General features: G+C 56.0%; 11 protein-coding genes and 1 tRNA gene. 3 read left to right on the plus strand and 9 right to left on the minus strand.

All coding sequences use genetic code 11. The features are described from left to right. Positions 1–64: 64 nt before the first annotated feature. The 4 genes from H9646_RS02030 to lptF form a co-directional block, all read right to left on the minus strand. Positions 65–1,006 (minus strand): CysB family HTH-type transcriptional regulator, encoded by a 942-nt coding sequence (locus tag H9646_RS02030; RefSeq protein WP_191721649.1) that lies wholly within the window; start codon positions 1,004–1,006, stop codon positions 65–67. 61 nt (positions 1,007–1,067) lie between these two features. Continuing rightward, positions 1,068–1,445, minus strand: coding sequence for a sirohydrochlorin chelatase (locus H9646_RS02035; protein WP_191721650.1), 378 nt, complete (start codon positions 1,443–1,445; stop codon positions 1,068–1,070). Between the two features lie 2 nt (positions 1,446–1,447). Then, positions 1,448–2,572 carry an LPS export ABC transporter permease LptG gene (lptG, locus tag H9646_RS02040; RefSeq protein WP_191721651.1) on the minus strand — a complete coding sequence of 375 codons (1,125 nt, stop codon included), beginning with the start codon at positions 2,570–2,572 and terminating at the stop codon, positions 1,448–1,450. Beyond that, positions 2,569–3,663 (minus strand): LPS export ABC transporter permease LptF, encoded by a 1,095-nt coding sequence (gene lptF, locus H9646_RS02045; RefSeq protein WP_191721652.1) that lies wholly within the window; start codon positions 3,661–3,663, stop codon positions 2,569–2,571. Before lptF ends, lptG begins: the two co-directional genes overlap by 4 nt. Before the next feature lie 24 nt (positions 3,664–3,687). Between lptF and H9646_RS02050 the strand changes: the two genes are divergently transcribed. Genes H9646_RS02050 through H9646_RS02060 form a run of 3 tightly spaced genes read left to right on the plus strand, consistent with a single transcriptional unit; the run spans position 3,688 to position 6,155 of the window. Next, positions 3,688–5,241, plus strand: a complete 1,554-nt coding sequence (locus H9646_RS02050) for a leucyl aminopeptidase (RefSeq protein ID WP_191721653.1) — start codon at positions 3,688–3,690, stop codon at positions 5,239–5,241. Between the two features lie 14 nt (positions 5,242–5,255). Then, complete coding sequence (locus H9646_RS02055) at positions 5,256–5,690, plus strand: DNA polymerase III subunit chi (protein ID WP_191721654.1); 435 nt, start codon at positions 5,256–5,258, stop codon at positions 5,688–5,690. Between the two features lie 3 nt (positions 5,691–5,693). Then, positions 5,694–6,155, plus strand: coding sequence for a hypothetical protein (locus H9646_RS02060; protein ID WP_191721655.1), 462 nt, complete (start codon positions 5,694–5,696; stop codon positions 6,153–6,155). 17 nt (positions 6,156–6,172) lie between these two features. On the opposite strand, the gene H9646_RS02065 is transcribed toward H9646_RS02060, so the two are convergent. The 5 genes from H9646_RS02065 to H9646_RS02085 all read right to left on the minus strand — a co-directional run bounded on the left by H9646_RS02065 (position 6,173) and on the right by H9646_RS02085 (position 11,370). Then, complete coding sequence (locus H9646_RS02065; protein WP_191721656.1) at positions 6,173–7,180, minus strand: D-2-hydroxyacid dehydrogenase family protein; 1,008 nt, start codon at positions 7,178–7,180, stop codon at positions 6,173–6,175. 635 nt (positions 7,181–7,815) lie between these two features. Next, positions 7,816–8,589: a sulfurtransferase gene (locus H9646_RS02070; RefSeq protein ID WP_191721657.1), complete on the minus strand. Its 774-nt coding sequence runs from the start codon at positions 8,587–8,589 to the stop codon at positions 7,816–7,818. Between the two features lie 295 nt (positions 8,590–8,884). Continuing rightward, entirely contained in the window at positions 8,885–10,015 is a 1,131-nt protein-coding gene (locus tag H9646_RS02075; protein WP_191721658.1) for a GNAT family N-acetyltransferase, read from the minus strand. A gap of 346 nt (positions 10,016–10,361) precedes the next feature. Next, positions 10,362–10,438 (minus strand) — tRNA-Val (locus tag H9646_RS02080). 137 nt (positions 10,439–10,575) lie between these two features. Then, entirely contained in the window at positions 10,576–11,370 is a 795-nt protein-coding gene (locus tag H9646_RS02085) for an outer membrane protein assembly factor BamD (protein ID WP_191721659.1), read from the minus strand. Between the last annotated feature and the right edge of the window lie 60 nt (positions 11,371–11,430).

The raw sequence follows: 11,430 nt of genomic DNA on the forward strand, positions 1-11,430 counted from the left end.
GCAGGAAACACGCCCTGGCGGGGCAAAAAAAGGGTGCCCTTTCGGCACCCGGATCAAAAAGTGCTTACAGCTCGTAATCGTTCACATGGCCGCTCATGGCCCGCAAGATGAGATCGCGCGAGAGGCGGTCACTCAGCGTCTCGGCAAACTTGTAAACAAAATTGCGCAGATAAGCACCGCGTTTGAAGGCAACGCGCGCCACGCTCTGACCAAACAGATGGCCCACAGGGCGAGACACCAGGTCTTGCCCGTGGTCATCGCGCATGGCCATCTCGGCCACAATGCCGATGCCCAGGCCCAGTCGCACATAGGTTTTGATCACGTCGGAGTCAATGGCCTCCAGCACGATGCGCGGCTCGATTTTGCGCGTTGCAAAAGCGGCATCCAGTTTTCCGCGGCCCGTGAATGAGGGGTGGTAGGTGATCAGTGGCTCGCCAGCCAGATCGTCCAGCCCAATGCGCTCCTTGGTGGACAGGGGGTGCCCGCTGGGTACAACCAGCACGTGCTGCCATTCATAGCAGGGCAGGGTGACCAGCTCAGGGTAGTCGGCCAGCGACTCAGTGGCCATGCCGACCTCAGCGACTTCATCGAGCACCATGCGTGCCACTTCGTGCGGGGTGGCCTGGTGCAGACTGATGTTGACTTTGGGGTAGCTGTTGCGCAGCTTTGCCACTGCCTGTGGCAGCACGTAGCGAGCCTGCGTGTGGGTGGTGGCAATGCTCAAGGTGCCGCTGTCCTGTGCGCTGAACTGCTCGCCAATGCGCTTGAGATTGCCCACCTCACGCATGATCACTTCAATGCTCTTGAGTACGTGCTGCCCGGGCTCTGTAATGCGTTTGAGGCGCTTGCCGTGCCGGGCAAAGATATCCACCCCCAATTCCTCCTCCAGCTCAATGATGGCTTTGGAGACACCGGGCTGCGAGGTGTGCAGGGCTTTGGCCGCTTCTGTCAGGTTCAGATTGCGGCGGGAAGCTTCTTGGACGAAACGGAATTGATGGAGATTCATAAGAGGATGACAGCAAGGATGCTTTCATCATTATGAATCAAATATCTAAAGAAGTGTTGTTTTATGCAAGATGCTCGGCCGCAATGCTGGCCAGCAGTGCCGTCACGCGGGGGTCTTCACCCACTGGGGTGGCGATGTGAAAAAGAACCTGCGGGTAGGTTTGTGCCAGTTGTGTCACCAGTTTGGGCAGGTCGTTGCGTGCGTGGCGACCAGTCCCCAGGAACATGGGCACAACAGTGATCTGGGTGCAGGCTTGCGCCACAAGGCTTTGACACGCTGCAGGCAAATCTGGCTCAGTCAGCTCCAGGTATGCGCAAGCGCACAGTGCTTGAGGGTGCTGGGCTTTCAAGGCTTGTGCAGCAGCCTCAATGGGCGCGCTCCACAGCGGATCGCGTGAGCCGTGGGCAAAGAAAATGACGCCGCGCAACGGTGGCGTCATGTTTAGCGGCGAATCACCAGCCATGCAAAAGCACCCAGTGAAAGTATGGAATAGATCAACCCCGGTGCTGCTGCCGTGAGCATAGGGGACCAGTTTTGCAGGTTGCCTGCATAGCCAAAGACGTTGTTCAGCAAGAAAAAGCTGATACCGGCCATTACGCCGCCAAACACGTAGCCGGCAATACCACCGGAGCGAAAGTGCAGGTAGGCGAATGGCAGTGCCAGCACCACCATGACCAGGCAGCTCAGGGGGTAGAAGACCTTGCGCCAAAACTCGATTTCGTACTTTTGGGCCGACTGATCGTTGGCCTTCAAATGCTGAATGAACTGAAACAGCTCCAGCGTGGGCATCCGGTCTGGTTTGTGCACAGCGGCCACCAGCATTTCGCTGCTGATGGTGCTGGGCCATTGCAGCGTGCTGCTGTTTTCGCGCGTGAGCTGTGCCGCCTCTGTGCCGCCAGTGTCGGTGTACTGAAAGCGCGTCAGCTGGGCATTGTTGAGCATCCAGATGTCCGCATCTTCCAGCACCTGACCGCTGTCAGCGTGAATTTGCAGCACCATGCGCCCTTGTGTATCAAATTCGAAGATTCGCACCTTCGTCAATGCACCGTCGGCACGCACAGCGCGGACATTCACGGCCAAGGTATTGCCCTTGTTTCTTTCCTTCAGCCAAGCGCCAGTGGAGCCTACGGTAGAAGTCTTTCCTAGGTACTTGGCTTTGGCAGTCAGCGCAATGCGCTCGGCTGCTGGTGCAATGTAGTCCCCCACAGCCACGGTGAGGATGACAAAACAGGCACCCAAGGTGAGCATGGTGCGCAATGCAAGCCATGGACCCAGGCCGCTGGTGCGCATGATGGTGAACTCAGAGCTCTGGGCAAACCGCGCCATGACAAAAATGCTGCCAATCAGTACGGCAATAGGCAGCAACTCATAGAGGTGGTTGGGCAGCCCCAGGCTGACAGACAGCAAAGCGTGCCAAATGTTGTAGGTGACATCGCCAAACTGGCGGCCTACATCACTCATTTCATCGAGCAGATCGAAGAAAAAGAACATGGCAAGAAAGGCCAGAACGACAAACCCAATCGCACTGATGGTGTCGCGGTAGATAAGCTTGCGCAGTGTTTTCATGCGGTCACCTCACGACGCTGCCAGAGGTCTTTGAGGTGCCAGCGGTTGTGCCGGATGGTCAGCCCTATGGCGGCAATGGCAAAAATACCGCCGTGCATACCCAGCAGATAGGTTGGCAAGGAAATGCGCCCGGAGGCAACCCAGCTTTGTCCCATGCTCATTAAATTGTAGTAAACCACAAAGGCCAGAAGCGCGACCACCAAGCTGGTGCTTTGGCCTGCCCGGGGATTGACGATAGTGATTGCCAAGGCAAGCACCAGTAGATTGAGCGCTGCCAACGGCAGGCCAGCACGCCAGCCAGCTTCAGCCAGATTGACTGCGGTGGGTGCTTGGAGCAACGCAGTTGTTGACAGCGCCCGCGCTGTCAGGTTGGTTTGCGCCGCAGAGGCAGGCTCTAAAAGCAGGGTGTATTTGTCGAAATGAGTCAGCTTGATCTGGCCTGTGGCCTGATCTGTTTCCACGCGCTGGCCTTCAGTCAGCACAACGTTGCGCTGGTCTTCAATGGTCTGCAGCTGGGCCGTTTTGGACGATGTCACATATTCGCGGCCCTGGCGCTGCTCGACCAAGAAAATATTGCTGGCCGATTCATCAGAAACACTGTCTTTATCGATGAAGATCACGCGTGTGCCATCGGAAGATTCCTGAAACTCGCCCGGAGCAATCCGGTCAATGTCGCTGCGTTGTTCAAATTGACTGCGCAATTCCTGAATCTGCTGGTTGCTCCACGGCCAGACCAGCAAACCCAGCACTGCAATCGTGACCACGATGGGCCATGCAAATCGCAAAATGGGCTTGAGCTGGCTGGCAAGACCCTGGCCGCTGGCGAACCAGATAGCCATCTCGCTGTCGCGGTACATGCGAGACAGTGTGCCAACGACAGCGACAAAGAGGCTGAGCGTCAAAATGGTAGACATCTGCCCCAGGACCGTAAAACCCATAACGAGCATCACATCGGAGGGGCTGACAGTGCCTTTGGTGGCTTGACCCAAAGTGCGGATCAGCATCATGGTCATAACCACGGTGATAAGTACCACCAGCGTGGCACCGAAGCTGCGGCCCAGCTCCTTGCGTATGGATGAATCGAATAACATTGGCAGAAAAGGAAAACGCCGATTATGAACTTTGAACTGAAGACTTTGAACCTGTCCAGCGCCGCTGCAGCAAAGTGCGATCTTCTTTTATTGTTGGTGCCTGAGTCATTCAAGCCTCAACAAGACCCCTTGTCTGCCTTGGTGCAAAACGCTGTCAGTCATGGTGACTGGTCTGCAGCGACCTCCAAGCAACTGCACTTGTACCAAACTCAGGGCGTGCAAGCACGCCGTGTTTTGTTGCTGGGTGTGGGCAAAGGAACTGTACGCGATCTGCGCAGCGCATTATCGAGTGCAGCCTCTGTTTTCAAGGCTGAAGGTGTCAAACACGCCATTGTGTGCCTGAGCGCGCTCGATGATGTGAACGAAGCCGTGCGCACTGTGGTGCAATCTGCTGCCGATACCACCTACGCTTATACGCTGACCAAATCGCAGAGCAAAGTTGCAGAACTTACCAATATCAGCATTGGTGTTCTGGACAAACGCTCGGCCACCAGCAGTTTTGATCAGGCTGTAGCTGTTGCGCTGGGTCAGGCGCTGGCCAAGGAATGGGGAAACCGGCCCGCTAACCATGCAACGCCCACACTGCTGTCCAAGGCAGCCAAGGAGCTGGCCAAGCACCCATCTATCCAGTGCAAGGTGCATGGCCCCAAGGAAGTGGCCAAGCTGGGGATGGGCGCATTCTTAGCCGTTGCGCAAGGTTCTATAGAGCCACTGCAGTTTATTGAGCTGACATACAGCGGGGCCGCCAAATCTCAGGCCCCAGTGGTGCTGGTAGGCAAGGGCATTACGTTTGATACCGGTGGCATTTCGCTCAAGCCAGCAGCCGCAATGGATGAGATGAAATTTGACATGTGCGGAGCCGCCAGCGTTTTGGGCGTGTTTCGTGCATTGGCACAGCTCAAGCCTGCGATCAATGTGGTGGGCTTGATCCCTGCCTGCGAAAACATGCCCGATGGCGCTGCGATCAAGCCTGGCGATGTGGTGACCAGCATGAATGGGCTCACCATCGAAATTCTGAACACGGATGCCGAGGGGCGTTTGGTACTGTGCGACGCTTTGACCTATGCCGAGCGCTTTAAGCCTTCGGCAGTCGTTGACATTGCCACATTGACGGGTGCATGCGTCATCGCTTTGGGTGGCGTGCGCTCTGGCTTGTACGCCAACCAGGACTCTTTGGGCGAGGCACTGCAGCAAGCTGGCGAAAAGAGCCAGGATCTTTGCTGGCGCATGCCTTTGGATGATGACTATGCCGAAGGCTTAAAGAGTAATTTTGCAGACATGGGCAACGTTGCCGGCCGTGCGGGTGGATCCATTACAGCAGCAAAATTCCTGCAGCGTTTTGTGGGTAGCATGCCCTGGGCACACCTGGATATTGCGGGCACTGCCTGGAAAGAAGGCGCGGCCAAGGGTGCAACCGGCCGCCCGGTGCCTTTGCTGATGCAATACCTGCTTGATGCGGCGCAACAACCGGCACCCAAAGCCAAGAAGGCGGTAGCAGCTGTCAAGCGCGCTAGCAAGCCAGCCACGGTGCTGGCAGGTGCGCAAGCCAAGTCTTCAGGCAAGGCTGCCAAAGTTTGATGACAGAAACACCCATGCCCCAAGTGTCTTTTCACTTTAATGCGCCAGACAAACTGGAATATGCGTGCCGCTTCATTCGCAAAGCCATGCGCCATGATGCACGCGTCACTGTGGTGGCTCCCATGGAGCGGCTGCGCCAGTTGTCTGCGCGTTTATGGAAGTTCGCGGGGCATGAGTTTCTGGCACATGCTGTGCAAGGCGAGGATGCTGAAATTTTCACCTTGGCACCCGTGGTGCTTGTTGAATCTGCAGCCGCCAGCACGCACCAGGAGGTGCTGCTTAATCTGGGGGGCGAAATGCCTCAGGGCTTTGAGGCGTTCGCTAAAGTTGTCGAGGTTGTCTCGAGCTTTGACGAACAGGACCGCGCTCAGGCCCGTGTTCGCTGGCGTGCCTATCAAGAGGCGGGCCATGCCATCGAGCGCTTTGACTTGGTACTGAAGGAGGGTTGAGCGATGTTCAATTCAGATGCTCGCCAGCCTCCGCGCTTTGTACCGACGCTGACCGACGTCGTGCAGGAGCAGGCAGCACCGGCGCCACAGGAGCCAACGCCAGACAGGCTCAGTACCGTTACACCAGAGCCACCTTTAGAGGAGAACTGCGCAGAACCCGTAGCAGAGCTGGTTGAGGTGGCAGAGGTGGCAGCAGTATCACTGCCAATGTCACCGCCGATCCAAGCGCCTGTTGCCGCGCAAGACTGGTCATTGATGGCACAGGCCATGCAGGTCAGCGTGATGGCTCGACTGGATGGTGCGCTGCAAGAGCGCCTGCGCTATGCGTTGTCTGACTTGGTGCAGATGCACACGCAAAGCCTCTACCAAGCCATTCGGCAAGATGTGGAGCAACTGGTCAGCGTGTCGGTGCACGAAGCCATTGCTCAAGAACTAGCGCACCTGCAAAAAACTCAGGAAGACTGAGCAGGTGGCAGGGCGCTTTATGTGCGCAAGGCTTCAGGGTTCAGAATATTGCTGGGCTGGCCTTGTGCAAAGTGCAAAATATTTTCAAACGCTGCACCAAAGTAAAGCTCATAACTGTCTTGCTCCACATAGCCAATGTGGGGTGTGCATATGCAGTTTTCCATTCGCAGCAATGCATGCCCTTGCAAAATAGGTTCGCTTTCAAATACATCGACAGCAGCCAGGCCGGGTCTTCCTTGCTGCAGCCCTGCAGCCAGTGCATCAGGCTCGATCAGTTCTGCGCGTGAGGTGTTGACCAGCAAGGCGGTGGGCTTCATCCACGCCAGATCAGTGCGTTGCACGATGTGCGTCGTCTGTGCAGTCAGACGCAGGTGCAGGGAAAGAACGTCACTGTTAGCGAAAAATTCCTCTTTGCTGCTGCAAGCGTGATAGCCATCTTGCTGCGCTAATGCACAGGACGAGGCGCTACCCCAGACCATGACATTCATCCCAAAAGCTCTGCCGTAGCCAGCCACAATGCGGCCGATGCGCCCATAACCCCAGATGCCCAAAGTGCGTCCACGTAACGCGCTGCCAATTGCAAAATTGGGCGGCATGGAGGCTGCTCTGAAACCGGATTGCTGCCAGGCACCGTGCTTGAGGTTGGAGATGTACTGCGGCAATCTGCGCATTGCGGCCATGATGAGCGCCCATGTGAGCTCGGCAGGAGCTACCGGTGAGCCAACGCCTTCAGCAATAGCAACGCCGTGCTCGGTGCAGGCTTGCACATCAATGTGCGGGCCAGCTTTGCCCACTTGCGCAATGAGTTTGAGTTTCGGGAGTTTTTCAATCAACTGGCGAGTAATGGGGGTGCGCTCGCGAATGAGCACAATGACATCTGCATCACGCAATCGAACAGCCAGCTGACCAACACCTTTGACCGTATTAGTAAAAACTTTGGCGTTAAAGCCGTCCAGGCGTGTGGCGCATTGCAGTTTGCGCACCGCGTCCTGGTAGTCGTCCAAAATGACAATGTTTAGTGACATGCTTTAACTGTAAGTTGTTGGTTTGTTTAGTTAAGTGGCTGTTGTGGATGACGTTTTTTTTCGAATGTCGGGACAAAAGCTTACGCCAAGACTACGCCAGTACATACCCGGTAGTCTGACTTTACACTCCCCGCTTTGGCGCAAGTTTTGGCACAGGCTTTCAGTATTCAAACCATGCCGCCGCACCCACTCGGTGAATGTATTTTGATGCAAGAGCCGCTAAAGTCTTCGCAGCCAAAGGCTACATTGTCACCGAAGGTTGCCTGACACTTGTGCTGGTGGCGATGACACCCCGCGCTTGAGCCGCACCTGGATTGCCCCGGATCTGCACCAGCCAAGCGCCAGACGCACACACTACCGTGCTCAGGTGCTTGGTGAATTTGGCGGCATGCTGAGCTGCAGAACGCTTCAATGCAGTCCAGTACATCGGGATGGGCAATGCCCCAGCTGACACGTTGCACGATGAAGCAGCAGACACCAGCAAAGGTATTCAAGCCGCTTGAATGCAGCCGACAAGCGCTATTGTGTGAAACACAATGCGCCCACTGCCGGCGTCATCCACCGGACGAAGGCTCCGCGTGGTCAGCGCTGATGACAGATCTTTGCTGGCGCATGCACAGTGCCTGCGCTCATGGTCAGGTGGGTTGCTGGGGCTTGTCTTTGCCCTCGCTCTGCAGTGGTGTGATTGCCAAGTCTGCACCTACGGCTCGGCGTTCATCAAACACAAAGCAACCACCGTCGTAGAAAGCACCATCAGTTTCCTCAAAGTATTTGAGAATGCCGCCTTCGAGCTGGTAGACGTGCTCAAGCCCCTCGTTGCGCATGAGGATGGCGGCTTTTTCACAGCGAATGCCGCCGGTGCAGTAGCTCACCACAGTTTTGTCGGCCAGACTGGCCTTGTGAGTACGCAAAGCCGGAGGGAATTCGGTGAACTTGGTCAGGCGCCAGTCCACTGTATTGCGAAAGGCGCCTTCATCCACTTCGTAGTCGTTGCGAGTGTCCAGCGTGATGACCTCGCGCCCCTCGTCGTCATGGCCTTGTTCCAGCCAGCGGCGCAGTGTGGCGGGAGCCACAGAGGGCGCGCGACTTGCTGCGGGGCGAATAGTGGGATGGTCCATGCGGATGATTTCACGCTTGACCTTGACCAGCATCTTTCGAAACGGCACGGTATCTGACCAGCTTTCCTTGGGGTCCAGGTCTGCAAAGCGGGGATCTTCACGCAGGGCGTTGACAAAGGTGTAAATGGCTGCGGGCGGGGCGGCCAGAAAGAAGTTGATACCTTCTTCGGCCAGAAGCACTGTGCCCTTGAGGTTCAGTGCACTGGCACGCTCTGCCAGGGTGGTGCACAGGATGTCGGCATCCGGCAAGGGGGTGAACTTGTAGCAGGAAATATTCAGAATATCGGGCACGTTGTATATCTGGTTGTGCGCTGAGGCCACACATGCCCCCTGCAGGGTTTACAGGGTCGTGGCGTGTGCAATTGGACTTGGGGATTTGATACCCAGTTTAAAACAAGCATCGCCATCCAAGCGGCAGCCGTGCGGCAGCGGCTGCGGGGGCATTGCTTTGCAAGCCGGCGCGCGTGAAGAAGGTGCAAGCCAGAAGCGAACTCGAAGCTTGCACTGGCTGCTGACCATAATTTTATTGGACCGTGGCGAAGTCAGTGGTTCAGCGGGTTGTAACGGGACTGCCGCAGAACTGTCCTTACTTGGGCTTGAACGGGTTGCCTGCCTGTAATTCCTGTACATAGCCTTCAACAGCCATGGTTTCCTGCTCCAGAAAGTCGCCGATGGCTTGCGCAAACTGAGGGTGGGCCACGTAATGCGCGGAATAGGTGCTCACGGGCAGCAGGCCTCGCGCCATTTTGTGTTCACCTTGGGCGCCGCCTTCAAAGATCTGTAGCTGATGGGCAATGCAGTAGGCAATCGACTGCATATAGCAAGTTTCAAAATGCAGGCCACGAACAAACTCCTGGCTTCCCCAATACCGGCCATACAAGGTGTCTGCGGCACGTACATTCAGTGCACAGGCCACCGGCTGCTTGTCGCGCTCAGCCAGTACAAGCACAAAATGCAGCACGCCCTGTGCATGGGCCTGCTGGAAAAAATCTTCGCTCAGATAAGGCTGTGAATGGTGCTCCACATAGGTTTGCACATAGCAGCGGTAGAAAAAGGACAGGTGCTCAGCCGTGAGCTGCTCGCCTTCCAGCCAGCGATAGCTGATGCCAGCGGCGGCCACATACTTGCTGTCCTGGCGCATCTTTTTGCGTTTGTCCTGGGATAGCTGAGCTAAAAAGCTTTCTGTGCTGTCATAAGCCTCGTTGCGCCAGTGAAACTGCACACCTTCACGCACCATAAATCCGGCGCGCTGCAGGGCGTGGCGATCTTCGGGGTTCACAAACAAGCTGTGTACGGATGAAGCCTGTGACTGCTCACAGAACTGACGAAGCCCTTGGGCCAGCGCCAATCGCGCCTGGGCATCCACGGCCAGCAGGCGCGGGCCTTGCACTGGTGTGAAGGGTGATGCGATGACCAGCTTGGGGTAGTAAGGCAAGCCATGCGCTGCAAAAGCCTGTGCCCAGCCTTGATCAAATACAAACTCGCCGCGTGAATGTGTTTTCAAAAAGCACGGGGCTGCGCCGACCAGAACACCCCCTTGGTGCAGCAGCGCGTACTGTGGATACCAGCCTTGGCGAGCATGTACGCAGCCGGTCGCTTGCAGCAGACGCAAGAAGTGGTAGCCCACGAAGGGACTGCCCTGGGCCATGGCTTGCCAGACGGCAGGGTCTACCTCATCCAAGGTATCGGTGACAGTGAGCGTATAGGCAGTGTTCATTCAAATGACAGGGCAGAAGCCTGTGCGTGCTGATGCAATGGGCGTGGGGCGGATTGTCAGCAATATGCTCGCTTGCTGCTGACAAGCTTGCACAGCAAGTGCGATAGCCATCAAAAAACGAATGGCTCCATGCCAGTGGCATGCTCAGTAGCCTGCCGCTCTCAGGTCGATGTCGCAGCAAGAGTTGTTGCCAGAGTGTGTAGGGGCGATTGTCTGAGATTTGGCCGATGCAATCCGTATCTCTTTGAGCACCGTTTTCCGTGAACGGTTTTCATGGGGCACAAACAAGAATGCCCGCTTGCTAGCGGGCATTTGTGCTGCAAGCCTTGGTTGAGCTTGCTAAATTTGGTAGGCGCGATTGGATTCGAACCAACGACCCCCACCATGTCAAGGTGGTGCTCTAACCAACTGAGCTACGCGCCTGTGTCTGTCCGAAGCTGTAACTATAGCAGTGTTTGTATGCCTCAAAAGAGAAAAGCGACAATTGCATTAAACAATTGCCGCTTCTAAGCCTGGCAGTACAGAAATCGGGATGCGAGTTCTGACTTAAACGAACGCAATTACCAAATTTTCCACCATGGGCCTTTGGCTGCTGGTGTTTTTGTCGCATCAGCTGCATTGGCAAAATTTCCATCGCGAACGCGTTTGGCGTCATCTCGCAGGTCGTTCATGCCCAGCTTGTCGTAGGAATTGATCAAAATATCCAAAGCTTCCAGGCTTGCAGGGACGCCCTGGTAATCAGACAGTGCGGTTTGCGCGCGTGCAATCGCCGCAACGTAGGCGCCGCGCGAGTAGTAGTAGCGTGCTACGTGTACTTCGTACTGAGCCAGCGAATTGACAATGTAAGTCATGCGCTGGCGTGCATCAGGGGCGTAGCGAGAAGCGGGAAAGCGCGTCACCAGTTCGCTGAATGCCTGGTAAGAGTCTTTGGCGGCTTTTTGATCGCGTTCAGACAAATCCTGGCGCGACAGCCATGCAAACATGCCCAGATTGTCATTGAAGTTCACCAGACCCTTGAGGTAAAGCGCGTAATCAATGGCTGGGCTGGCAGGGTGCAGACGGATAAATCGATCCAGCGTTGCGTGTGCTTGCTCTTTTTCACCGGCCTTGTACTGGGCGTAGGCTTTTTCGATCTGAGCTTGTTGTGCCAAGGGCGTGCCTGCTGCACGGCCTTCCAGCTTTTCAAACAAAGGCACAGCTTTGTCAAAGCCGCCAGCCTGGACTTCATCGCGTGCCTCGGTGTAGATCCGGTCAGTCGACCAGTTTGCTGTGGGATCTTCTTTGGTTGAGGAGCATCCGGACAACAGGCCTGCTGTGAAAATAATAGCAAGAGCAGGTCGTGAAATACGCGGCATAGCGAACAGCTTTCGGACAGAGGTTGTCATAAATTCTAGTAAGGCGGCTGCTCTAAATGA

Origin of the sequence: Comamonas avium (genome assembly GCF_014836675.1) — a bacterium.
GTDB lineage: Bacteria > Pseudomonadota > Gammaproteobacteria > Burkholderiales > Burkholderiaceae_C > Comamonas > Comamonas avium.

Coding starts and splice junctions, on each gene's coding strand:
- H9646_RS02030 (WP_191721649.1), bottom strand. CDS start 1,006: ATGAATCTCCATCAATTCCGTTTCGTCCAAGAAGCTTCCCGCCGCAAT.
- H9646_RS02035 (WP_191721650.1), bottom strand. CDS start 1,445: ATGACGCCACCGTTGCGCGGCGTCATTTTCTTTGCCCACGGCTCACGC.
- lptG (WP_191721651.1), bottom strand. CDS start 2,572: ATGAAAACACTGCGCAAGCTTATCTACCGCGACACCATCAGTGCGATT.
- lptF (WP_191721652.1), bottom strand. CDS start 3,663: ATGTTATTCGATTCATCCATACGCAAGGAGCTGGGCCGCAGCTTCGGT.
- H9646_RS02050 (WP_191721653.1), top strand. CDS start 3,688: ATGAACTTTGAACTGAAGACTTTGAACCTGTCCAGCGCCGCTGCAGCA.
- H9646_RS02055 (WP_191721654.1), top strand. CDS start 5,256: ATGCCCCAAGTGTCTTTTCACTTTAATGCGCCAGACAAACTGGAATAT.
- H9646_RS02060 (WP_191721655.1), top strand. CDS start 5,694: ATGTTCAATTCAGATGCTCGCCAGCCTCCGCGCTTTGTACCGACGCTG.
- H9646_RS02065 (WP_191721656.1), bottom strand. CDS start 7,180: ATGTCACTAAACATTGTCATTTTGGACGACTACCAGGACGCGGTGCGC.
- H9646_RS02075 (WP_191721658.1), bottom strand. CDS start 10,015: ATGAACACTGCCTATACGCTCACTGTCACCGATACCTTGGATGAGGTA.
- H9646_RS02085 (WP_191721659.1), bottom strand. CDS start 11,370: ATGCCGCGTATTTCACGACCTGCTCTTGCTATTATTTTCACAGCAGGC.